Source organism: Variovorax sp. Root434 (genome assembly GCF_001426595.1).
In the GTDB taxonomy this organism is placed as follows: Bacteria; Pseudomonadota; Gammaproteobacteria; order Burkholderiales; family Burkholderiaceae_C; genus Variovorax.
Window position 1 is genome coordinate 687,447 of sequence record NZ_LMEK01000001.1, and the last position, 20,978, is coordinate 708,424.

General features: G+C 68.5%; 23 protein-coding genes. 2 read left to right on the forward strand and 21 right to left on the reverse strand.

The genetic code is table 11. The annotated features are described in order from the left end of the window. Window positions 1-70: 70 nt before the first annotated feature. Window positions 71-1,732, forward strand: coding sequence for an energy-dependent translational throttle protein EttA (gene ettA / locus ASD05_RS03235; RefSeq protein WP_056587499.1), 1,662 nt, complete (start codon window positions 71-73; stop codon window positions 1,730-1,732). Between the two features lie 163 nt (window positions 1,733-1,895). On the opposite strand, the gene ASD05_RS03240 is transcribed toward ettA, so the two are convergent. The 5 genes from ASD05_RS03240 to ASD05_RS03260 are packed head-to-tail and all read right to left on the reverse strand — an operon-like array spanning window position 1,896 to window position 6,998. Next, complete coding sequence (locus ASD05_RS03240; protein ID WP_056587503.1) at window positions 1,896-2,348, reverse strand: carboxymuconolactone decarboxylase family protein; 453 nt, start codon at window positions 2,346-2,348, stop codon at window positions 1,896-1,898. Further along, window positions 2,266-2,763, reverse strand: coding sequence for a MerR family transcriptional regulator (locus tag ASD05_RS03245; RefSeq protein ID WP_056587506.1), 498 nt, complete (start codon window positions 2,761-2,763; stop codon window positions 2,266-2,268). Before ASD05_RS03245 ends, ASD05_RS03240 begins: the two co-directional genes overlap by 83 nt. A 51-nt stretch (window positions 2,764-2,814) precedes the next feature. Beyond that, window positions 2,815-4,584 carry an aminodeoxychorismate synthase component I gene (pabB, locus tag ASD05_RS03250; RefSeq protein WP_056587509.1) on the reverse strand — a complete coding sequence of 590 codons (1,770 nt, stop codon included), beginning with the start codon at window positions 4,582-4,584 and terminating at the stop codon, window positions 2,815-2,817. Further along, window positions 4,574-5,953, reverse strand: a complete 1,380-nt coding sequence (locus ASD05_RS03255; protein ID WP_056587514.1) for a TAXI family TRAP transporter solute-binding subunit — start codon at window positions 5,951-5,953, stop codon at window positions 4,574-4,576. Before ASD05_RS03255 ends, pabB begins: the two co-directional genes overlap by 11 nt. Window positions 5,954-5,969: 16 nt before the next feature. Further along, a complete protein-coding gene (locus ASD05_RS03260; RefSeq protein WP_056587516.1) occupies window positions 5,970-6,998 on the reverse strand; it encodes a P1 family peptidase in 1,029 nt (342 codons plus the stop codon). A gap of 40 nt (window positions 6,999-7,038) precedes the next feature. Here ASD05_RS03260 and ASD05_RS03265 point away from each other — a divergent pair, with 40 nt between their 5' ends. After that, a complete protein-coding gene (locus tag ASD05_RS03265) occupies window positions 7,039-8,331 on the forward strand; it encodes an NAD(P)/FAD-dependent oxidoreductase (protein ID WP_056587519.1) in 1,293 nt (430 codons plus the stop codon). A 21-nt stretch (window positions 8,332-8,352) separates the two neighbouring features. Here ASD05_RS03265 and ASD05_RS03270 read toward each other — a convergent pair whose 3' ends face one another. The 16 genes from ASD05_RS03270 to ASD05_RS03345 all read right to left on the reverse strand — a co-directional run bounded on the left by ASD05_RS03270 (window position 8,353) and on the right by ASD05_RS03345 (window position 20,960). Then, window positions 8,353-8,643: a copper-binding protein gene (locus ASD05_RS03270; RefSeq protein ID WP_056587522.1), complete on the reverse strand. Its 291-nt coding sequence runs from the start codon at window positions 8,641-8,643 to the stop codon at window positions 8,353-8,355. A gap of 31 nt (window positions 8,644-8,674) precedes the next feature. Then, complete coding sequence (locus ASD05_RS03275) at window positions 8,675-9,178, reverse strand: plastocyanin/azurin family copper-binding protein (protein ID WP_056587525.1); 504 nt, start codon at window positions 9,176-9,178, stop codon at window positions 8,675-8,677. A 29-nt stretch (window positions 9,179-9,207) separates the two neighbouring features. Beyond that, entirely contained in the window at window positions 9,208-10,593 is a 1,386-nt protein-coding gene (locus ASD05_RS03280) for a multicopper oxidase family protein (RefSeq protein WP_056587531.1), read from the reverse strand. A gap of 1 nt (window position 10,594) precedes the next feature. Then, a complete protein-coding gene (locus ASD05_RS03285; protein ID WP_056587535.1) occupies window positions 10,595-12,109 on the reverse strand; it encodes a TolC family protein in 1,515 nt (504 codons plus the stop codon). A 77-nt stretch (window positions 12,110-12,186) separates the two neighbouring features. Beyond that, on the reverse strand, window positions 12,187-12,579 hold the full coding sequence (locus ASD05_RS03290) for a DUF2946 family protein (protein ID WP_056587536.1): 393 nt from the start codon (window positions 12,577-12,579) through the stop codon (window positions 12,187-12,189). A gap of 24 nt (window positions 12,580-12,603) precedes the next feature. Continuing rightward, window positions 12,604-12,882 (reverse strand): hypothetical protein, encoded by a 279-nt coding sequence (locus ASD05_RS03295; protein WP_157609924.1) that lies wholly within the window; start codon window positions 12,880-12,882, stop codon window positions 12,604-12,606. Then, the gene (locus ASD05_RS03300) at window positions 12,879-13,871 is read right to left on the reverse strand and encodes a glycerophosphodiester phosphodiesterase (RefSeq protein ID WP_056587539.1); all 993 of its coding nucleotides are present in this window, start codon (window positions 13,869-13,871) and stop codon (window positions 12,879-12,881) included. The genes ASD05_RS03295 and ASD05_RS03300 overlap by 4 nt, the downstream gene beginning before the upstream one ends. Beyond that, entirely contained in the window at window positions 13,868-14,449 is a 582-nt protein-coding gene (locus tag ASD05_RS03305; protein WP_056587541.1) for a DUF1439 domain-containing protein, read from the reverse strand. Before ASD05_RS03305 ends, ASD05_RS03300 begins: the two co-directional genes overlap by 4 nt. Then, entirely contained in the window at window positions 14,446-15,000 is a 555-nt protein-coding gene (locus tag ASD05_RS03310; protein WP_082571941.1) for a GNAT family N-acetyltransferase, read from the reverse strand. The genes ASD05_RS03305 and ASD05_RS03310 overlap by 4 nt, the downstream gene beginning before the upstream one ends. 27 nt (window positions 15,001-15,027) lie before the next feature. Continuing rightward, window positions 15,028-15,519, reverse strand: a complete 492-nt coding sequence (locus tag ASD05_RS03315) for an AAA family ATPase (RefSeq protein ID WP_056587543.1) — start codon at window positions 15,517-15,519, stop codon at window positions 15,028-15,030. A 197-nt stretch (window positions 15,520-15,716) separates the two neighbouring features. Beyond that, window positions 15,717-16,502, reverse strand: coding sequence for an amino acid ABC transporter ATP-binding protein (locus ASD05_RS03320; protein WP_056587546.1), 786 nt, complete (start codon window positions 16,500-16,502; stop codon window positions 15,717-15,719). Then, window positions 16,486-17,139, reverse strand: coding sequence for an amino acid ABC transporter permease (locus ASD05_RS03325; protein WP_007829575.1), 654 nt, complete (start codon window positions 17,137-17,139; stop codon window positions 16,486-16,488). The genes ASD05_RS03320 and ASD05_RS03325 overlap by 17 nt, the downstream gene beginning before the upstream one ends. Before the next feature lie 22 nt (window positions 17,140-17,161). Next, entirely contained in the window at window positions 17,162-17,824 is a 663-nt protein-coding gene (locus ASD05_RS03330; RefSeq protein WP_056587550.1) for an amino acid ABC transporter permease, read from the reverse strand. A gap of 114 nt (window positions 17,825-17,938) precedes the next feature. Beyond that, entirely contained in the window at window positions 17,939-18,742 is an 804-nt protein-coding gene (locus ASD05_RS03335; protein WP_056587553.1) for a transporter substrate-binding domain-containing protein, read from the reverse strand. Beyond that, window positions 18,739-19,518 carry a GntR family transcriptional regulator gene (locus tag ASD05_RS03340; RefSeq protein WP_056587826.1) on the reverse strand — a complete coding sequence of 260 codons (780 nt, stop codon included), beginning with the start codon at window positions 19,516-19,518 and terminating at the stop codon, window positions 18,739-18,741. Before ASD05_RS03340 ends, ASD05_RS03335 begins: the two co-directional genes overlap by 4 nt. 98 nt (window positions 19,519-19,616) lie before the next feature. Continuing rightward, window positions 19,617-20,960, reverse strand: a complete 1,344-nt coding sequence (locus tag ASD05_RS03345) for an MFS transporter (RefSeq protein ID WP_056587555.1) — start codon at window positions 20,958-20,960, stop codon at window positions 19,617-19,619. Window positions 20,961-20,978: the final 18 nt, after the last annotated feature.

Here is a 20,978-nt window from a genome sequence, read left to right on the forward strand (position 1 = left end):
CTTCCCAAGGGCTTCTTTCTGGCGACCGCGCTTTCCCCCGAATCTTTGTACCCAAGGTAACTATTCCCAGATGGCTCAATACGTCTATTCGATGAACCGCGTCAGCAAGACGGTGCCGCCCAAGCGGCAGCTCTTGAAAGACATTTCGCTCTCTTTCTTCCCCGGCGCCAAGATCGGCGTGCTCGGCCTGAACGGCTCGGGCAAGTCCACGCTGCTCAAGATCATGGCGGGTGTGGACAAGGAGTTCGAGGGCGAGGCGCTGCCCATGCCGGGGATGACGATCGGCTATCTGGAGCAGGAACCCAAGCTCAACACCGAGCACACGGTGCGCGAATCGGTCGAAGAGTCCATGGGCGCGGTGTTTGCGGCCAAAGCGCGCCTCGAAGAGGTGTACATCGCCTACGGTGCCGAAGACGCCGACTTCGACGCGCTGGCCGCCGAGCAGGCCCAGCTCGAAGCCATCATCGCGACTGCCGGCACCGATTCCGAGCATCAGCTGGAAATCGCCGCCGACGCGCTGCGCCTGCCGCCGTGGGACGCGAAGATCGGCCTGCTGTCAGGCGGCGAAAAACGCCGCGTGGCGCTGTGCCGCCTGCTGCTGTCCAAGCCCGACATGCTGCTGCTCGACGAACCGACCAACCACCTGGACGCCGAATCGGTGGAGTGGCTCGAAGTGTTCCTGCAGCGCTTCACGGGCACCGTGGTGGCCATCACCCACGATCGCTACTTCCTGGACAACGCGGCCGAGTGGATCCTGGAAATGGACCGCGGTCGCGGCATTCCCTGGAAGGGCAACTACAGCACCTGGCTCGAGCAGAAGGGCGAACGCCTGGCGCAGGAGCAAAAGAGCGAAGAAGCCCACGCCAAGGCCCTGAAGAAGGAACTCGAGTGGTCGCGCCAGAACCCGAAGGCACGCCAGGCCAAGAGCAAGTCGCGCCTGGCCCGCTTCGAAGAGCTGAGCGACATGGAATACCAGAAGCGCAACGAGACGCAGGAAATCTTCATTCCTGTGGCCGAGCGGCTGGGTCAGCAGGTGTTCGAGTTCCACGGCGTCAGCAAGTCCTTCGGCGACCGCATGCTGATCGACAACCTGAGCTTCACCGTGCCGCCGGGCGCCATCGTCGGCATCATCGGCCCGAACGGCGCAGGCAAGTCGACGCTCTTCAAGCTGCTAGCGGGCAAGGAAAAGCCCGATTCGGGCGAGGTCGTCATCGGCCAGACCGTGAAGATGGCCTTCGTCGACCAGCACCGCGACGAGCTGGCCAACCAGAAGACCGTGTGGGAAGACATCTCGAACGGCCTGGACATCATCAACGTCGGCAAGTTCCAGATGGCCAGCCGCGCATATGCGGGCCGCTTCAACTTCAACGGGGCCGACCAGCAGAAGAAGGTCGGTACGCTGTCGGGTGGTGAACGCGGCCGCCTGCACCTTGCCAAGACGCTGATCGCGGGCGGCAACGTGCTGCTGCTTGACGAACCGTCGAACGACCTCGACGTGGAAACGCTGCGCGCGCTCGAAGACGCGCTGCTCGAGTTCGCCGGCACGGTCATGGTGATCAGCCATGACCGCTGGTTCCTCGACCGCATCGCCACCCACATCCTGGCCGCCGAAGGCGACAGCCAGTGGACCTTCTTCGACGGCAACTACCAGGAGTACGAAGCCGACAAGAAGAAGCGCCTCGGCGAAGAAGGCGCAAAGCCCAAGCGCATGCGCTACAAGGCCTTGAAGTAGGGCTCGCCCCCAGGCTGCGCGCACTTCGTGTCGCGCGCGCCTACCCCCTGCCGGGGGCAACACCTGAGGCCCGGCAGAGCCGGTTCCTCGGTGTTCCTGGATTTGCTCCCTCCCCCGCTGGGGGAGGGTTGGGGTGGGGGCACGACGGCCTGCGAATAACCCCTCAGTTCGTTTCGGCAAGAGCGCGCGGTTCCGCAAAGGACTGCGCGCTTTTTTCATCGTCGGCCGCGAACACCTCGCGTGCCGCAAACAGGCCGTTGAGCGCCGCCGGAAAGCCCGCATACACCGCCATCTGCATGATGACCTCGACAACCTCGGTGCGCGTTGCGCCGACGTTCAGCGCACCCTGGATGTGCACCTTCAGCTGCGGCGCCGCATTGCCCATGGCTGTGAGCGCAGCCACCGTCGCGATCTCGCGGGAGCGCAGGTCGAGGCCGGGGCGCGAGTAGATGTCGCCGAACGGAAACTCGATCACCAGGCGGCCAAAGTCTGGCGCGATGTCGGCCAGGCTCTCGACCACCTTGACGCCGCCTTCACCGTCGATCTCGTGAAGCTTGGCCAGGCCACGCGTGTAGCGCAGATTGTCGTTGTGGCCCTGGTTCGGTGTGTTCGTCATTGCTCGTCTTTCCTTCTGGGGCAGTGCCCGATGAAGGAGGACGCTTCTTCGTCTTCTCGACCGCGCGGTAGTGGTCGATCTTGAGCGACAGCGCCTGCATCGATTGCTGCAGCGCCGCCACCCGGGCCTGAACTTCCGCGAGGTGCTGTTCGAGCATCTCGCGCCGTTCGCCGACGCTGGCGTCCCCCCGGTTTCGAAGCCTGACGAAGGCCTGCATGCCCTGGATGGACATGCCGGTCTCGCGCAGGCGCAACAGGAAATCCAGCAAGTCCATGTCGGCGCTCGCATAGCGCCGCTGACCGCCCGGTGCACGCGCCACCGCGGCAATCAGCCCGATGCGTTCGTAGTAGCGCAGCGTGTAGGCCGTGAGGCCGGTTCGCTGCGCGACTTCCGCGATGGTCAGACTGGTTTCCATGGCGTTGATTCTCGAAGTTAGAGCGCGCTCCAAGTCAAGCGCTTTGACGAACTATTTTTGCGAAGAGTGCAGGTCGGCATCGAGCCAGCCGCGCAGGCTGTTCACGAAGGCAATGGCCTGCACGCGTGGCAGATCGTTCACCCGCACGACGGCTTCGGCAAGCTGGCCGCTGCGCAGCCGGTTGGCGCGGCCGACGCCGTTCAGCAGGCCGCAGTGCAAGGGCGGTGTGACCCAGCGGCCGTCGAGCAGCAGGGCGATGTTGCCGCGCGTGCATTCGGTGATCTCGCCATCGCGGTTCCACAGGAGCGTGTCGAACACGCCCGCGGCGGTGGGCGCAAAGGCCTCGTAGTGGGCGCGGCGGGTGGTCTTGAAGCGGGTGAAGTCGCTGTCGGCCTCGTCGAACGCGCGCGTGGCCAGTTGCAGTTGCACACGCGCGGGTGGCGCCTCCATCGCAAAGGCTTCGGCGCGCGGCGCGCCTTGCGCATCGAGCAGCAGGCGCACGCGCCATGTGCCGGTGGCGTGCTGTGCCTTGAGTCGATCGAGGCATACGGTGACGAGTGCTTCGCTCCACGCGCGGCCGAAATGCGCTGCCGCGGCCGCCATGCGCGCAAGGTGTGCGGGCGCATCGCGCAGCTCGCCTCCAACCAGCGCAAGGGTTTCGAGCAGCTCGAACGGCGGGTTCGCCGTCTGGCCCAGGAAGGCCCGCTTGTGGCGCCATTCCTCCCACTCGGCGTCCGCCCGCGCATCGGCCGTGATGCCGCTGCCGATGCCGCAGCGCGCCTCGGTGCCGCGCAGCGTCACGGTGCGGATCGGCACATTGAAGGTCGCATGGCCGCCGGGCCGCACCACGCCGACCGCGCCGCAGTACACGCCGCGCGCCTCGGGCTCCAGCTCGCGGATCAGCCGCATCGCGCTGACCTTGGGCGCGCCGGTGATCGAGCCACACGGGAACAGCGCCCCGAACACGTCGGCCAGCGTGATGCCCTCGCGCACGAGCGCTTCGACATCCGACGTCATCTGCCACACCGTCGGCAGCGCCTCGGTATGGAAGAGCCGCGGCACGCGCACCGAGAAGGGCTGTGCCACGCGCGACAGGTCGTTGCGGATCAGGTCCACGATCATCACGTTCTCGGCCCGCTCCTTCGGCACGGTGCGCAGCCGCTGTGCCAGCGCTGCGTCTTCGGCCGGTGTCGCGCCGCGCGGGGCCGTGCCCTTCATGGGGCGCGCCAGGATGCGGTCGCCGTGCCAGTCGAAGAAGAGTTCGGGTGACACCGAAAGCACCTGTTCTTCGCCGATGTCGATGAAGGCGCTGTAGCCACCGGGCTGCGCCTGCCGCAGCGCGAGGAACCAGTCGCGCGCGTCGCCGTGGAATTCAGCATGCAATGCGGCGGTGTAGTTGAGCTGATAGAGCTCGCCGTCCGCAATTGCGCGGTGGATGGCCTGCATGCGCCGGTCGAAGGACTCGCGCGAGAGGCTGCCTTGCCATTCGACCGGCGGCATCGCGGGCGAATCTTCCGGCCAGGGCAGCACTTCGTCATGCACGCCGAACCATGCCAGCGGGCCGTCGGCTTCGTGCACGGCCAACGCAGGATCGAACGCCATCGCGGCCTCGTAGCGTAGGTACCCCACGCACCAGCGCCCCTCGCGCGCCAGCGCCTCGACAGCCTCCAGCACCGGCCGCACCTCGCCGGCAGTCCGCGCCACCAGCACGCGCGACGGCGCGCCGAAAGCCAGGCGCAGCCGGCTCGCGCCGTCGCTGCGCGGCTGCGCAAAATCGATCAGCGTGCGCAAGGCCGGAAGCAGGGCCCCATCAGCCGGCATCGTTCGCCGCGGCCGTCGGTGCGGCAGCGCCTTGCGACGTCCTGGCCAGCACCCGCTTGCGCACCGCATAGATGTTGTTGCGTAGCGCGTAGAGCTCGTCGGCATACGACAGCGGCACGGCCACCTTGTTGACCGTGCGGTCGAGCTGGTCGAGGTCGTCCAGCAGCGCCTTCTGCTCGCCTTGCTTCGCATCGACCTTGGCCTCGATGTCGCGCAGCCGCGCGTACCAGCGGAACACGCGCCGTCGCACGCGGAACTGGTACAGCGGCGGCACCACGCGGCTCAGCGGCAGCATCAGCACCAGCAGGCCGCCCAGCACCAGCCACATGCGCTCGACCAGGTTGCTGGCCCAGAACGGCAGGTAGCGCTGCCAGACCGGCGGCGTGCCGTTGATGGCGCGGTCGCCCTCGGGGCTCACCGGCAGTTCGCTGGTGCGGGTGTTGGGAAAGTCGCGCGCCCGGTTGAACCAGCCGGCGCCGCCGTGGATCGACTGCGCCGCCTGCGCGAACAGCTGGCGCAGAGCGGGGTGCGTTTCCTCGCGCGACAGCAGAGAGGTGGTGGCCGCGAGCAGCGACACGTCGTGCGGCGGCAGGTCTTTCGACAGGTCGACCACGCCGCGCGGCAGCGTCACTGCCGAGAGGAACGGAAAGCGCCGCGAGTAGGCATCGGCCTGGCCGAAGTCCAGGAGCTTGATGTCGTCCGAGCGCAGCAGCCGCTGCACTTGCGGCGACTGCGGCGCCGAAGACAGCACGATGGCATCGAGCAGCCCGGCCTGCAGCGCTTCGGCCGCCGCCGCCTGCTCGAGGTTCGACAGCAGCAGGTCGTCGGGGCCCAGATGGTTGGCCTTGAGCATCCGCTCCATGATGTCGGGCAGGCCGCTGCCCGGCAGGTCGACGTTCACGCGCAGGCCGCGCAGCTGCGTGAGCGATGTCAGCGTGCCGGTCTTGCGGTCGATCTTCTGCGCCGAGTCGGCGCGGTAGAACAGCCAGATCGGCTCGTAGAACAGGCTGCCGAGCGAGGTCAGGCCGGCTTCTTCGTCGGCCACCGGGTCGGCGCTGCCGCCGCGCACGAAGCCTACGTCGGCGCCGCCGGTGCGCAGCAGTTGCAGGTTCTCGGTGGAGCCCGACGTGGGCTTGAGCTCCACCTCGATGCCGGCGCGCTTGAGCGCTTCCGCGTAGTGCTTGCCGAACTGTGCATAGGCGCTGCCCGTGGGGCCGGTGGCGAGCGTGACGTGCTTGGGCGGCTGTGGCTGCAGCCACCAGTAGGCGGCGATCAGCAGGCCGATCACGATGAACACGATTGGCCCGGCCGAGGCGATCAGGTCGCGGGTCGACAGCAGGATCAGTTTCAAGGTTCTGGGAAACGCCATGGTGTCTCTTCCGTGTTCAGCTGCGCGGCGTGGCGAGATCGGCCGCGCAGGGAATGTGCAGCTCGCCTACCGTCACGGACCGCGCTGCGTGCACCGCGCGCAGCGTGGCGATCGCGACGGCCTCGGCCGCCATGGTGCTGAGCACCGTCATGCCCGGCGCACTGCCTTTGAGCGGCACGCGGCCGGTGGCCAGCGCGAACAGCGTGTCGCCGTCGCTCATGGTGTGCACCGGGTTGATGGCGCGCGCCAGCCCGTCGTGCGCGACCATGGCGAGCCGATTGGCCTGCACCTTGGTCAGCACCGCGTCGGTGGCGATCACGCCGATGGTGGTGTTGGTGCCTGCCAGCAGCGGCTTGGGGCTGTCGCCACGCAGCAGCGCGCGGCGCGTGTCGAGCAGCGCCTTGCCGTCTTCGGTGCGTGCGCCGGCCACGGGCTGGCCGGTGTTGTGGTCGATCACGTCGCCCAGCGAGTTGACCGCGATCAGCGCGCCGACCGTGACGCCGCCGACCGTGACTGACGCGGTGCCGACGCCACCCTTCATCGCACGGTTCACGCCGAAGAGCTTGCCCACCAGTGCGCCGGTGCCCGCGCCCACGTTGCCTTCGGCGGGCGCCGCGGTGCTCGCGGCTTCGCAGGCCGCGTAGCCGGCGGCGGCATCGGGGCGGATGCGCGCGTCGCCCATGGGCAGGTCGAACAGCACGGCGGCCGGCACGATGGGCAGGGTGCCGAAGCGCACGTCCATGCCGATGTTGCGTTCCTCCATCCATCGCATGGCGCCGTCGGCGGCCGCGAGGCCCCAGGCGCTGCCGCCCGCGAGCATCACCGCGTGCACCTGCTGCACGAGGTTGCCGGGCGAAAGCAGGTCGGTCTCGCGCGTGCCGGGAGCAGCGCCGCGCACGTCCACGCCGGCCACCGCGCCGTCGCGCGCCATGACCACGGTGCAGCCGGTGGGGCGGCGGGTGTCGGAGAAATGGCCGACTTCGATGCCGGCGACGTCGGTGATGGAACCGGCGGATTGGGAGGGAGCGGAAACTGAGGCTGGCATGGCGGCCGATTATGGGACCGCACCCTCTACGATCCTTGCCATGACGGTTGCAAGAAGTTTCTCTCCCGGCGTCGGACGCCGCCATGTGGTGGTGATCGGCGCGGGCGCGGTGGGCAGCGCCACCGCCATCGAGGCGCTGTGCGCGGGCCTGCGCGTGACGGTGCTGGAGCCCGGCGAACCGGGCGGCCCGCAGGCCACGAGCTACGGCAATGCCGGCTGGCTGTCATCGCACTCCGTGGTGCCGCCCGCGTTGCCGGGCGCCTGGCGCAAGGTGCCGGGCTGGCTGGCCGACCCGCTGGGTCCGCTCGCCTTGCGCTGGCGCTACCTGCCGTGCGCCTTGCCGTGGTTGCTGCGCTACCTGGCTTCGGGCTGGACCGAGGCGCGCGTGCAGCGCACGGCCGACGCGCTGCGCACGCTGCTGGTCGATGCGCCCGCGCTGCACGCGCAACTCGCGGCCGAGGCCGGCGTGCCGCAGCTCATCGAGCGGCGCGGGCTGCTGCATGCCTATCGCTCGCGCGCGGAGTTCGATGGCGACGCGCTGGGCTGGCGCGTGCGCCGGCGTGCGGGCATCCAGTGGAACGAGTGGAGCGAAGACGAACTGCGCCGCCGCGAGCCCGATCTGGACGCGCGCTACACGCTCGGTATCTTCGTGCCCGAAGCCGGCCATTGCCGCAATCCGGGCGCCTACGTGGCTGCATTGGCGCGGCATGCGCTCGATGCGGGCGCCGAACGCATCACCGCCCGCGCGACGGGCTTTCTCATCGAGGGCGGGCGGCTGCGCGCAGTGCGCACCGAGGCCGGCGACATCGCCTGCGACGGCGCCGCCATCTGCGCCGGTGCGCGCTCGGGCCCGCTCGCGGCAGCGGCCGGCTCCGCGGTGCCGCTGGAGTCCGAGCGCGGCTACCACGTAGTCGTCGAAGACGCCGCGGCCGGCCCGCGCACGCCGACGATGGTGGCCGACGGCAAGCTCATCGCCCACTGGATGGACGGCGGCCTGCGCGCGGCGGGGCAGGTCGAGATTGCCGGCCTCGAAGCGGCGCCCGACTGGCGCCGCGCCGAGATCCTGCACCGGCATCTGCAATCGATGTTTCCCGCGCTCGCAGCGGGTGCATCGCCGACGAAGCACTGGCTCGGCCATCGCCCGAGCCTGCCCGACGGACTGCCCTGCATCGGCCCGGCCGCGGCCAGCGCCGACATCGTCCTGGCCTTCGGGCATGGCCATGTGGGCCTGTGCGGCTCGGCGCGCACGGGGCGTCTGGCGGCTCAACTGCTCGCGGGCGTTGCGGCGGAGATACCGCTTGGCCCGTTCGATCCGGGCCGCTTCAAGCCATAGGGCCGGCCGACATGCCGAGCGTCAGTTCGCCGGTGCGATCGACAGCACCGTGAGCGCGCCATCGACCTTGTCGGCCGTGAACTTCACCTTGTCGCCCGGCTTCACCTTGGTGAGCAACGCAGGGTCGCTCACGCGAAAGACCATCGTCATGCCGGTCATTTCGAGGTTGGGAATGTCGCCGTGCTTCAGCGTGATCTTCTTTGCGTCGGTGTCGATCTTGCGGACCTCGCCTTCAACGGATGGCAAGGCGGTCTGCGCGAAGGCAGCTGCGGCGAGCAGGGCGGCGGAGAGTGCGGTGAACAGTTTCTTCATGATGATCTGCTTTCGTTGGTTGCTGGTCGATTCAGCGACGGCCCTGCACGCGGATGCGGCCGGCCATGCCGAGTTCGTAGTGGTCCTTCACGAGGCAGGCAAAGTCGAAGTCGCCCGCGCGGTTGAAGGTCCAGACCATGTCGCCGGTCTTGCCGGCGGGCACGTGCACCATCCATGGATCGTCGTGCTCCATGTCCGGGAATTTCTTCATCATGGCCGCGTGCGCCTCGATCTCGGCGATGGTGCCGAGCACGAGTTCGTGCAGTTCCTTGCCGCGGTTCTTCAGGCGCAGTCGGATGGTGTCGCCTTCGCGCACTTCGATGACCGAGGGCGTGAAGGTCATGTCGTCGGCCATTGCGATGTCGATGGTGCGCTTCACGGCGCTAGCTTTGCCCGCGATGCCCCAGGCCTTCTGCTCGGGGGCGAGCGCGGCGGCGCTTTTCGGGTGGGCGCTGTGGCCTTCGTGAGCCAGCGAGGCTGTGGCGACTGCTGCGAGCGCGAGGCCTGCGGCGATGGACTTGAATGTCTTGTTCATGGTGCGAGCTCCAGAAAAAATGAAAGGGATCAGTGGTTGTGCGCGCCGTGCCCGGAAGGCTTGCGCACGGTTGCATCGGGGCTGCCGTCCTTCGGGGGCGCGGGCGACTTGCGCATGGCCGGCGGCAGGTTCGCGTCCGGCACTTCGCGCGCGACCGTGCCGGGCGGGTGCCTGAACCACCCCGGGTCGCGGTAGTCGCCGGGCTTCTGGTCGCGCCGCACCTTCAGCAGCGTGAACATGCCGCCCATCTCGGCCGAGCCGAAGGGGCCGGTGCCGGTCATCATCGGCACCGTGTTGTCGGGAATGGGCATTTCCATCTCGCCCATGTCGGCCATGCCCTTGTCGCCCATCACCATGTAGTCGGGCACGAGCTTGCGGATCTTCTCGGCCACGCCCTTGTGGTCCACGCCGATCATGGTCGGCACGTCGTGCCCCATCGGTCCCATGGTGTGGTGCGCCTTGTGGCAGTGCAGCGACCAGTCGCCTTCCTCGTCGGCGATGAATTCCATCTGCCGCATCTGGCCCACCGCCACGTCCACCGACACCTCGGGCCAGCGCGCGGTGCGCGGCACGGGGCCGCCGTCGGTGCCGGTCACCTCGAACTCGTGGCCGTGAATGTGGATCGGGTGATTGGTCATCGTGAGGTTGCCCACGCGGATGCGCACGCGGTCGCCCTTTCGCACGTTGAGCGTGTCGATGGCGGGGAACACGCGGCTGTTGAAGCTCCAGATGTTGAAGTCGGTCATGGTGTTGACCTTGGGCGTGGCGCTGCCGGGCTCCACGTCGAAGCTGCCGAGCAGGAAGCAGAAGTCGCGGTCGACCTTCTCGATCAGCGGATGCTCGGCCTTCGGGTGCGTGACCCAGAAGCCCATCATCCCCATCGCCATCTGCACCATCTCGTCGGCATGCGGGTGGTACATGAAGGTGCCGGGGCGGCGTGCGGTGAACTCGTAGACGAAGGTCTTGCCCGGCGGAATGTGCGGCTGCGTGATGCCGCCCACGCCGTCCATGCCGTTGGGCAGGCGCTGGCCGTGCCAGTGCACCGTGGTGTGCTCGGGCAGCCGGTTGGTCACGAAGATGCGCACGCGGTCGCCTTCGACCACCTCGATGGTCGGGCCGGGCGACTGGCCGTTGTAGCCCCACATGTTGACCTTGAAGCCGGGCGCCATCTCGCGCACGACGGGTTCGGCGACGAGGTGGAATTCCTTGACACCGGCGTTCATGCGCCAGGGCAGCGTCCAGCCGTTGAGCGTGACGACGGGGTTGTAGGAGCGGCCGTTCGGCGGCACGAGCGGCGGCGCGGTGGCGGTGGAGCCCTGCGACACCGGTTCGGGCAGCGCGGCCATGGCCACACGGCTTACGGTGGTTGCGGCGACGGCGGTGGCCGCGCCTGCGAAGAAGTTGCGGCGGTTCATGTCAGTGGCCTCCCGTGGCGGGGGCGTCACCGGCCGCAGCGGTCTGCAGCGCCGTCATGCCACCGGGCGAACTCCCCGTGAGTACCAGCTGCAGATCGGTGTCCGCCAGCCAAAAATCGCGCTGCGCCTCGATGCCCGCGTTCACCGCGAGCATGCTGGCGCGCGTCTCGCCGAGCAGCTCCCACACGCTCGCGAGCATGCCGTTGTAGCGCAGCACCATCTCCTCGTTGACCTTCTTGCGCAGCGGCAGCACCTCGTCGCGGTAGCGGCGGGCGAGGGCGTAGGCGGTGTTCCAGCCCTGCCATGCCTCGCGCGCCTCGCTCGCGGCCAGCACGCCCACGTTGCGCACGCGGGCGGCCGATTGCATGTACAGCGCCTCGGCGCGTCCGCTGCGTGCCTGGCCCCAGTCGAAGATCGGAATCGGCAGCTCCAGCTCGAAGCCGCGCTGCGTTCTGTGCGAGCGGTCGGCGCCGTTGTCGAACTTGCTGTTGTGCGCAACGCCGAGCTCCATCGCGTTGATCACGCTCGTGGCGCGCGTGAGACCGAGCGAGCCGGCCATGGCCGTGTTCTGCGCCTGGGCCGAGCGCACGTCGAGCCGGTCGCGCAACGCGAGCGCCTGCACGTCGCCGAGTTCGGGCGCTGCCTTGGGCAGCGGCGGGAGGCGGTCGGGCAGGGTGTACCTGGCGGCGCGGTCGCCGCTCAGTCCGAGCAGCCGGGTGAGCTGTTCGCGCGAGGCGACGGCCGCCTGTTCGGCACGGGCGAGCTGCGCGGATGCATCGGCCAGCAGCAGTTGCTCGCGCGTGCGCTGCAGCGCGCTCCAGTTGCCGACCTGGGCCATGCGGTGCGCGAGTTCGGCACCGGCTTCGGTGGCCTCCCTCGCGTCGCGCAGGTAGACCACGCTCTGCTGCGCGGCCACCGCGCGCACCCAGGCGCGGCGCGTGTCGGCGGCCAGCACCAGCACGCTCTGCGCGGCCTGCAGCTTGGCCGACTCGTGCCGCTGGCCGGCCCAGCGCGCCTGCCATGGCAGAGTGAGCAGGCCCACCACGTTGAAGCTCAGCAGCCGGTCGATCTCGCGCTCGCTGCCCTCGGTCAGGCGGCCGAAGGCGAACACCGGGTTCGGCAGGCTCTGCGCCTGCACGCGGTCGGCATCGCTGAGCTGCAGGGTGGCGAAGGCGTCCTGCACGCGCGGGCTGCTGGCCAGCGCGATGCGCACGGCGGCCTCGGCGTCGAGCGGCCCGGCGAGCAGCTCGCCGATGCGCTTGCGCGAGGCCTCATCCGGTGCGCGCTGGGCCGTGGCGCCTGCCATCAGCGGGTTGCCGTCGACCAGCGCCTGCACGTCGGCGCTGCCGCCGTCAGGCGCGAGGCTGGCGCAGCCGGCCAATGCCAGCGCTGCGGCCAGCACGGCGCCGGTCCTGAGGAATGAAAGCCGGGGCCTGCGGGCGCCGGGCGGACGCAGGCCGCTGCGCTTGCGATAGCGATGGATGCCGGCAGGCTGCCGGCCAACAAAGGGGTTCACGCTCGATCTCCATGAGCAATACGACGGACGCCGCGAGCCGGAACGGGCTCACCGCGGACGGACTACGGGCAGGGAGATCAGGAAATGGGCGGCTTCAGGCCCGCAACGGGCTCTGCACTGGCGAAGCGGGCCGCGTGTGCCGCTGGCGGCGCCTGGGGCGCGCTATGCACGATGTCCACGAGGGGCATGCCGCCGAGCGCCACGGTGTGGCAGACCTGGCAGGCGGTGCAGGTGCCACAGCCCCCGTGGTCGGCGCCGCTGTCGTCGTGGCTGTCATGGCCGGACATGTCCATGCCGTTGCCGGCCTCCATCGCCTCATGGCAATGGGCCTCGGTGGCCGTGCTGGCCATCGAGACGGCTGCTGTCGCAGCCGTCAGCGAATGCCGCACCATCTCGACCGCCATCGCGTCGCCCAGCCAGCCGCGGATGGGCAGCAGGACGATCATGAGGGCGAGCAGCAGGGTGCGCATGGGGCGGGATGATAAACCCGTGCCCTAAGACACCAGCTGGCCGCGGGCCTTGTCCAGCCACACCTGCAGGTTGTCGAGCAGGTCCTTCTGGCTGAAGGAGCAGCTTTCCTCGCTGAAGAGCGCGCTCGACTCCAGCCGGTCGAGCAGGCTCAGCAGCACCTCGCCATAGCGCGGGGGCAGGGCGCCGAGCAATTCGGTGCTGTTGCGTGCTTCGTTCGACAGCGTGGTGACGGAGCCGCCGGAGTCGGTGCGCAGCGCCGCGATGCGCGCGGCGATGGCGTCGAGCTGCGATGCGGCGCTCATGGCGTGGTCTTCCCGGGCGGCGGCAGCGACAGCCCGCGCTCTCGCATCAGGTCGCGCAGGATGTCCGGGTAGTCGGTGATGATCCCGTCCGCGCCCCAGTCCATCAGCCGCTGCATGTCGGCGCGCTGGTTCACCGTCCAGGGCAGCACCTTCAAGCCGAGCTTCTGCGCTTCCTTGATGACGGTGGGCGTGAGGTCGGCGAAGGCCGGCGACCAGATCACCGGCCCGGGTGCATTGGCCGAAGCGGCCCTGACCATCTGCGGCACCGACGCGAAACCCGCCGCGTCGTGGCCGGCCGTCCAGCGGCTGTCCTTCAGCGTGCGGGCCGTCGTGAGGTAGGCGCGCGGCAACTGCGGCGCGAGCCGGCCGACCAGCGCCAGCGTGCGCCAGTCGAAGCTCTGGATCGTCACGCGGTCGGTCATCTTCGCCTTGTCGATCTCGGCGAGCAGCGCACGCACCATCGGCTCGGGCGCGGCGGTTTCCTCCGGCTTGGTCGGGTCGATCTTGGTCTCGATGTTGAAGCGCACCGTCGCCGCGTCGGCGCCGCGCGCCTGCACCTGCGCGAACAGCGCGGCCAGCGTCGGGATGCGCTCGCCGTCGCGCGGCTGCTGCAGCGCGAACTGCTTGCCGTAGTTGCTCGCCGGATTGAGGCGGCCCACGTCGTAGGTCTGCAGCTGCGCCAGCGTGAGCGAGCGGATCGACGCGCCGCTGTTCGGTGGCAGCCAGGCGCCGCTGGCGTCGCGCGTGTGGTCGGGGTTGAGCGAGGTGTCGTGCGAGATCACGACCACGCCATCGACCGTGAGCCCGATGTCGAGTTCGAGCGTGGTCACGCCCAGGTCGATGGCGTTGGAGAACGCGGCCAGCGTGTTCTCGGGTGCCAGCCCGCGTCCGCCGCGGTGGGCTTCGAGGTCGAAGTGCTGCTTGGCCGTGGGTGCGATGGCGGCGCAGCCGGCGACGAGCAGGGCGGAGGCGAGGAGGGCGTATTTCATTTGAGCTGCACTTTGATGCCGTCGTCTTGCACAGTGATGTCGCCGATCTCGTAGGTCTTGCGCCCGACCGTCAGTTCGTTGGCCGTGAAGCTGCGCAGCACCTGGCCCTGCAGAAGCTCTTGTGCGACCAGCGCGCCGATCTTTTGCAGCCGCTCGGCATCGCGGCCTTCGATACCCTGCAGTTCGATGCGCTCGGCCTTGGGCTGGTCGAGCCGCAGCGCGCGCGCGGCTGCGTCGTACTTCAGTGCGCTGCTGACCGACACCACGCCCTGCACCGGCGACGCCGCCAGCAGCGGGCTCGCGATGGTCAGCGTGGCCGTGATGGCTGCGCGATTGTTGCGTTCGTCCAAACCCAGCTGCGGATCGCGCAGCCCGACCATGAAGATCTCGGCATAGCGCTCAGCCACCGGAAAACGCTTGGCGATCTGCACCTGCAGCTCGTCGCGGGTGGCGGTGTATTCGCTCGTGAAGAAATTGAAGCCGGCCAGCGCCGCGAAGGGCGCCTGCAGGGCTGCGGCGCCCAGCAACGCGCGCAGCACCCGGCGGCGGGAGGTGGGGGGCAGGTTGCGGTGGTTCATACGGTTCCGAGCTTGCCACAGGGCTGAAGTTTCCCGGCGTCCGGCGGGACGCCGGCGGCTCCCGGCTGCATCTCGTAACGCGCGAAGGAGCGCTCGCCTCTTTCGCCCTTGCGGATCACGCTGTGCAGCGAAAACCCGAAGCGCTCGTACAGCGAGCGCAGCGGCGCGCGGTCGGCCACGCAGTCCAGCCGCAGGTGCGGGCGGCCGAGCTGCACGGCGCGTTCGCGTGCGAACTCCAGCAGCCGCACGGAAACGCCGCGTCCCGCCCAGGCTCGGCTCACGGCGAGCTTGTGCACGTAGAGCGAGGTGCCGGCTTCCATCTCGGGCCAGAAACCGGGGTCTTCCAGGTCGAGCCGCATCACGCCGGCCGCACCGCCGCCATCGCGTGCGATGAAGTAGCTGCCGGCATCGGTGTCGCGCTGGATGCGCTCGAAGGCGACGTCGGCGGCCGACCACAGCGGACGGCCTTCGGCGGCGATCCACCGGGCGGCTTCGTTCAGTACGGCCGCTACGGTGGCGGCCTCGGAGGGCTTGGCTTGTTCGATCTGCATCGGGGCCAGAGCATAGCGGCGCCGGCCTCAGGCATGCCTGAGGACGTCGAAGCCTTCCTGCGGCGAAGGCGCGGCGAAGTGGCTGCTGATCTGGTCGAACTGCGCGTCCGTCGTCTCGAAGGGATGCGTGCCACTCGCGTTGCGCGCGCGCAGGCGCTCCTTGCAGACTGCGTCGGGCACGTCGAGAAAGTGCAGCCTGTGCGCCGCGCCGGCCGCCTCGAAGATGCCGCGCATCCACTGGCGGCTGGCCACCGTGTTGGCGGGAAAGTCGAGCACGACCGACATGCCGGCTGAGAGCAGGTCGGCCACGTGGCCCGCCATGGCCTGCTTCAGTCGGCCGGCGCAACGCACGTAGTCGGGCAGCTCGCGGATCTCGTCGGGGTACAGAGCAGCGAGCCACGCGTCTTCGCTGATCAGCACCGTGCCCGGCGCGGCGGCGAGCTGCCGCGTGAGCGTGGACTTGCCGGCGCCGATCTTGCCGCAGACCATGTGCAGCCCGGGGCGGGGGAGTGGTGTCATTTCGATCTCCTGAAGGGTGGAAGAAAAATGCCCCAGGAAACGAAAAACCCGCCTCGTGGGGCGGGTTGCATGGCGAGTACCTGATGTGTCGTTCAAAGTGCCGCGCGCTAACCCACCGTCTTCCGGATGGGTCGAATAATGGACGCGGTACGCAGGCAGGCCATGGGCGAAGGATAGCAGCCGCCCACGGCCGCGGCTCAATCGTGCAGCGACGACAGGAACTGCTTCAGCTCCGCCGTCTGCGGATTGCCGAACAGCTCCGCCGGCGGCCCCATCTCGTGCACGCGGCCCTGGTGCATGAAGATCACGCGGTCGCTGACCTTGCGCGCGAAGCTCATTTCGTGCGTCACCATCAGCAGCGTCATGCCCTCGTCGGCCAGCGATTCCACCACGCGCAGCACCTCGCCCACCAGTTCGGGGTCGAGCGCCGAGGTGATCTCGTCGCACAGCAACACGGCCGGTTCCATTGCCAGTGCGCGCGCGATGGCCACGCGCTGCTGCTGGCCGCCCGAAAGCTGGTCGGGCATGGCGTCGAACTTCTCGGCCAGCCCCACGCGGTCGAGCAGCTTGCGCGCCTGCGAGGCCGCCTCCATGCCGCCGCGCTTCTTCACCAGCGTGGGCGCGAGCATCACGTTCTTGCCGACCGTGAGGTGCGGAAACAGGTTGAAGCTCTGGAAGATCATGCCCACGCGCTGGCGCAGTTCGCGCATGGCCATGGTGCTTTCGTGCAGCAGCGGCTTGCCGTCGACGGTGAGCGAACCTTCCTGGAACACCTCGAGCCCGTTGATGCAGCGCAGCAGCGTGCTCTTGCCCGAGCCGCTCTTGCCGATGATGGCGATCACCTCGCCGCGCTTCACGTCGAGGTCGATGCCCTTCAGCACTTCGTTGGTGCCGTAGGACTTGCGCAGCGCGGTGATGCGAACGATGGGGGCGCCCACCGAGGTGGCGGGTTGCTGTTGTTGCGGTTCAAGCACGGCGGCCATGGGTCTTCCTCTCGAGGTTCTTGGCGTACAGGCTCACGGGGAAGCACAGCACGAAATAAAGCAGGGCCACGCAGCTGAACACCACGAAGGGCTTGAAGGTGGCGTTCGAAATCATGCTGCCGGCCTTGGTGAGCTCGACGAAGCCGATCACCGAGGCGAGCGCCGTGCCCTTGATCACCTGCACCAGGAAGCCCACCGTCGGCGCGACCGCGATCTTCACGGCCTGCGGCAGGATCACATGGCGCATCTGCTCGGCGAAGCTCAGGGCCAGGCTGCCCGAGGCCTCCCACTGGCCCTTGGGGATCGAGGCCACGCAGCCGCGCCAGATCTCGGTGAGAAAGGCGCTGGTGTAGAGCGTGAGCGCCACGCTGGCCGCGGTCCACGCCGACACGTCGACGCCGAACAGCGCGATGCCGAAGTAGGCGAGGAACAGCTGCATCAGCAGCGGCGTGCCCTGGAACAGCTGCACATAGAGGCCGACGGCGCGGTTCATGGCGCTGCCGCCACGCAGGCGCAGGAACAGCAGCAAGGCGCCGACCAGCCCGCCGCCGATGAAGGCGATGAGCGACAGCACGACAGTCCAGCGCAGCGCCATCAGCAGGTTGCGCAGGATGTCCCAGAGGGAAAAATCGACCATGGTGTTTGTGGCTTTCCCGCGTTCAGCGGCCGAAGAAGAATTTCGGCCCAGCCCAGTTGAGCAGCCGCCGCAGCGCGACCGCCAGGGTCAGGTAGATCAGCGTGGCGACGATGAAGGCCTCGAAGGCGCGGAAGTTGCGGCTCTGGATGAGGTTGGCCGCATAGCTCAGCTCCTCGGTGGAGATCTGCCCGCACACGGCCGAGCCCAGCATCACGATGATGATCTGGCTCACCATGGCGGGCCACACCTTCTTGAGTGCCGGCGGCAGCACCACCCGAAGGAACACCTGCGCCTTGCTGAGTGCCAGGCTCACGGCCGCTTCGATCTGCCCCTTGGGCGTGGCCTCGATGCCGGCGCGGATGATCTCGGTGGAGTAGGCCCCGAGGTTCATCACCATCGCGATGATCGACGCCGTCTCCGGCGTGAGCTTGACGCCCGCCGCAGGCAGCCCGAAGAAGATGAAGAACAGCTGCACGATGAAGGGCGTGTTGCGGATCAGCTCCACGTAGGTGCCCACGATGGCGCGCAGCCATGCGGGGCCGTTGGCACGCGCCCACGCGCAGAAGGTGCCCACGATCATGCCCAGCACGGTGCCGATGGCGGTGAGGCCGATGGTCCACGCCACGCCGCGAAGCAGCAGCGGCCACTCGGAGAGCACCGCGCCGAAATCAAACTCGATGTTCATAAGTCAGTCTGTTCGTGAAACGCCGCGGAACCGGCTTTGCCGGGCCGCAGGCGTTGCCCCGGCGAGGGGGTGTGCGCAGCGACACGAGGTGCGCGAAGCATGGGGGAGAGCCAATTACACCGGCAGGTCGCCGGCGGCCTTGCCGAGCCACTTCTTCGACATGGCGTCCAGCGTGCCGTCCTTCTTGGCGGCGGCAATGATCTCGTTGACCTTGGCCTTCAATGCGGTTTCGCCCTTGGCGACGCCGACGAAGCAGGGGCTGTCTTTCAGCAGCAGCTTGAACTCGGCGCTCACCTTCGGATTCTTGGCGAGCATGTCGCCGGCGACCGCCGCGCTGGTCGCGATGGTTTGCGTCTGGCCGGCCACGAAGGCCGCGATCGTCGCGTTGTTGTCCTCGAAGCGGCGGTAGTCGACGTTCGGCGGCGCTACCTTGTTCAGTTCCTGGTCTTCCATCGCGCCGCGCGTCACGGCGACGGTCTTGCCGGCCATGTCGGCGAAGCTCGTGAGCTTCATGCTCTTGGCCGCATACACGGCCTGGAAGAAGGGCGCGTAGGCCGAGGTGAAGTCGATCACCTTCTCGCGCTCGGCGTTCTTGCCGAGCGTGGAGATCACGAGGTCGGCCTTGCGGGTCTGCAGGTACGGAATGCGGTTGGCGCTGGTCACGGGCACCAGCTCGACCTTCACGCCCAGCTTGGCGGCGATCAGCTCGGCCATCTCGATGTCCAGGCCCTGGGGCTTCATGTTCCTGTCGACCGAGCCGTAGGGCGGGTAGTCGGTCGGCACGGCGATCTTGATGGTCTTGGCCTTGAGCACGTTGTCGAGTGCGTTCTGGGCCTGGGCGGCGCCCGTGACGGCCATCATGGCGAGCGAAGCCAGTGCGAGCGCGAAGCGGCGTTTGGACGGAGAAGAGAAGGTCATAGCAAGGCTCCTAGGTAAGTCGAAGAATCGGAAGCAGGGGATGCGGTCGCCTTGCGGCGCTTGCCCTTGGGCGCTGCTGCGGCAGCGGTGTTCGTGTTCTGCAGCGGCGCCAGCGCATCGCGCAGCTGCGCGAGCGGATCGGCGGGCGCCTGCACGCGCAGCGCCGACTGCACCGTGCCGATGTGCGCGGCCATCAGCGCCTCGGCGGCGGCGGGGTCGCCGCGCTCCAGCGCCGCGACGATCTGCACGTGGTCTTCGCACGACTGCACCGCGTCGTGCGTGGACTGGTAGAGCATGGCGATCAGCGTGGTGCGCGCGGTGTAGTCGCGCAGCGTGTCGGCCAGCAGCGTGTTGCCCAGGCATTCGGCCAGGCACACATGGAAGTCGCCCAGCAGAAAGCTGCGGTTGCCGACGTCGCTCTCTTTCAGTGCGGCTTTTTCACGCTGAAGGTGCGCTTTCAGCTCGCGCAGTGCGGTCTTGTCGATCTTGCCGGCGCTGCCCGCGCTGCGGATCAGCCCCAGTTCGATGACGCGCCGGGCCTCGAAGGCCTCGCGCGCCTCGTCCTGCGAGGGCTCGATGACGAACCAGCCGCGCCGTGCGCTCACCGTGACGATGCCGCGCGCCGCCAGCCGCGTGAGCGCCTCTCGCACGATGGTGCGGCTGCAGTCGAACAGCATCGCAAGCTGCTGCTCGCCCAGGCGCGAACCCGGCGCGAGCTTCTGCGCCATCACCGCTTCGATGATGCGTGCACTGATTTGGGATGCGGAGGTGGCCATGACCTGCATACCAGCAGCTTCTGTGCCAACTGGTATGCAAGATATGTGCACCGAAATGGGACATGGCCCCACCCTGGGGCCTTGGGCGGGGGCGTTGCTCAGTGCCTGGTGCGGCCCAGTGCGCTGGCCGGGAGTGCCACAAGCATGAGCAATGCCGACAGCACCAGCGCCCCGCTCAGCACATACAGGCTGGCGGTGAACCCGCCCGTCAGCGTCTTGAGCGCGCCGACCATCATCGGCGCCACCAGCCCCGCGCTGCCGCCGATGGTGCTGATGAGCGCGATGCCCGCGGCCGCGGCGCTCTTCGACATGAAATTGCCGGGCACCGACCAGAGCACGGTGAACGCGGCGGAAATGCCCATGGCCGCCAGTGCCAGGCACAGCACGGCGGCAAAGGCGTTGTGCATGAACAGCGTGGTCAGCGCCAGCCCGGCCGCGCCCACCACCGCGCTCAGCGCGAAATGCCAGCGGCGCTCCTTGCGCCGGTCTGAATGCCGCCCGACGACGATGTTGGCCGCGATGCCTGCCACCGCCGGAATGACCGAATAGAAGCCGATCTGCAGCACGCTGAGCCCCATCGACTTCAGGATCGTGGGCTGCCAGAACGACAGCGCATAGATGCCGAGGATGATCAGGAACGACATGAAGCCGATCAGCCACACGCGGGCGTCGCGCATCGCCGCGCCGAAGGTGTGGCGCCCGGTGGCGCCATGGGCGGCCTGGTCTTCGGCCAGCAGGCGCGCCACGCGCTGCTTCTGCGCCGGCGACAGCCAGGCCGCCTGCGACGGGCTGTTCGACAACCAGCGGAAAGCCGCCACGCCGAGCAGCACGCTCGGAATTCCTTCGAGCAGGAACAGCCACTGCCAGCCGCGCAGCGATAGCACTCCGTCGAGATACGTCATCGTGAGCCCGGCAATAGGCCCCGCCACGATGGGCGCAGCGCCGAAGGCCATGAAGAACAGCGCGGTGGCCTGCGCGCGGCGGTGCGAGGGGAACCACAGCGTCAGGTAGAACAGCACCCCCGGCGCGAAGCCGGCCTCGAACACGCCGATGAAAAAGCGCAGCACATAGAACTGCGTGGGCGTGGTCGCGAACATCATCGCCGCCGACGCCAGCCCCCACAGGCCCATGATGCGCAACAGCGTCGCGCGCACGCCGATCTTCGCGAGCATCAGGTTGCTCGGAATCTCGAACACTGCATAGCCGATGAAGAAGATGCCCGCGCCCAGGCCGAACACCGCGTCGCCGAAGCCGAGCTGGTCCTTCATCTGCAGCTGCGCGTAGCCCACGTTGGTGCGGTCGAGGTAGTTCAGCACGTAGCAGGCGCACAGCAGCGGCATCAGGCGCCAGGTGATCCTGCGGAAGAGCGCGGCGTCGTCGTGTGCGGCGGCATCTGCTGCCGGGGTGCGCGCATCCGCTGCGTCGAGGGTGGCGGTGTTCATCGTGTGTCTCCTTCTGTT

What these genes read in the sequence shown, in the direction of transcription:
- ettA (WP_056587499.1), top strand. Translation starts at nt 71, where the DNA reads ATGGCTCAATACGTCTATTCGATGAACCGCGTCAGCAAGACGGTGCCG.
- ASD05_RS03240 (WP_056587503.1), bottom strand. Translation starts at nt 2,348, where the DNA reads ATGACGAACACACCGAACCAGGGCCACAACGACAATCTGCGCTACACG.
- ASD05_RS03245 (WP_056587506.1), bottom strand. Translation starts at nt 2,763, where the DNA reads ATGGAAACCAGTCTGACCATCGCGGAAGTCGCGCAGCGAACCGGCCTC.
- pabB (WP_056587509.1), bottom strand. Translation starts at nt 4,584, where the DNA reads ATGCCGGCTGATGGGGCCCTGCTTCCGGCCTTGCGCACGCTGATCGAT.
- ASD05_RS03255 (WP_056587514.1), bottom strand. Translation starts at nt 5,953, where the DNA reads ATGGCGTTTCCCAGAACCTTGAAACTGATCCTGCTGTCGACCCGCGAC.
- ASD05_RS03260 (WP_056587516.1), bottom strand. Translation starts at nt 6,998, where the DNA reads ATGCCAGCCTCAGTTTCCGCTCCCTCCCAATCCGCCGGTTCCATCACC.
- ASD05_RS03265 (WP_056587519.1), top strand. Translation starts at nt 7,039, where the DNA reads ATGACGGTTGCAAGAAGTTTCTCTCCCGGCGTCGGACGCCGCCATGTG.
- ASD05_RS03270 (WP_056587522.1), bottom strand. Translation starts at nt 8,643, where the DNA reads ATGAAGAAACTGTTCACCGCACTCTCCGCCGCCCTGCTCGCCGCAGCT.
- ASD05_RS03275 (WP_056587525.1), bottom strand. Translation starts at nt 9,178, where the DNA reads ATGAACAAGACATTCAAGTCCATCGCCGCAGGCCTCGCGCTCGCAGCA.
- ASD05_RS03280 (WP_056587531.1), bottom strand. Translation starts at nt 10,593, where the DNA reads ATGAACCGCCGCAACTTCTTCGCAGGCGCGGCCACCGCCGTCGCCGCA.
- ASD05_RS03290 (WP_056587536.1), bottom strand. Translation starts at nt 12,579, where the DNA reads ATGCGCACCCTGCTGCTCGCCCTCATGATCGTCCTGCTGCCCATCCGC.
- ASD05_RS03295 (WP_157609924.1), bottom strand. Translation starts at nt 12,882, where the DNA reads ATGAGCGCCGCATCGCAGCTCGACGCCATCGCCGCGCGCATCGCGGCG.
- ASD05_RS03300 (WP_056587539.1), bottom strand. Translation starts at nt 13,871, where the DNA reads ATGAAATACGCCCTCCTCGCCTCCGCCCTGCTCGTCGCCGGCTGCGCC.
- ASD05_RS03305 (WP_056587541.1), bottom strand. Translation starts at nt 14,449, where the DNA reads ATGAACCACCGCAACCTGCCCCCCACCTCCCGCCGCCGGGTGCTGCGC.
- ASD05_RS03310 (WP_082571941.1), bottom strand. Translation starts at nt 15,000, where the DNA reads ATGCAGATCGAACAAGCCAAGCCCTCCGAGGCCGCCACCGTAGCGGCC.
- ASD05_RS03315 (WP_056587543.1), bottom strand. Translation starts at nt 15,519, where the DNA reads ATGACACCACTCCCCCGCCCCGGGCTGCACATGGTCTGCGGCAAGATC.
- ASD05_RS03320 (WP_056587546.1), bottom strand. Translation starts at nt 16,502, where the DNA reads ATGGCCGCCGTGCTTGAACCGCAACAACAGCAACCCGCCACCTCGGTG.
- ASD05_RS03325 (WP_007829575.1), bottom strand. Translation starts at nt 17,139, where the DNA reads ATGGTCGATTTTTCCCTCTGGGACATCCTGCGCAACCTGCTGATGGCG.
- ASD05_RS03330 (WP_056587550.1), bottom strand. Translation starts at nt 17,824, where the DNA reads ATGAACATCGAGTTTGATTTCGGCGCGGTGCTCTCCGAGTGGCCGCTG.
- ASD05_RS03335 (WP_056587553.1), bottom strand. Translation starts at nt 18,742, where the DNA reads ATGACCTTCTCTTCTCCGTCCAAACGCCGCTTCGCGCTCGCACTGGCT.
- ASD05_RS03340 (WP_056587826.1), bottom strand. Translation starts at nt 19,518, where the DNA reads ATGGCCACCTCCGCATCCCAAATCAGTGCACGCATCATCGAAGCGGTG.
- ASD05_RS03345 (WP_056587555.1), bottom strand. Translation starts at nt 20,960, where the DNA reads ATGAACACCGCCACCCTCGACGCAGCGGATGCGCGCACCCCGGCAGCA.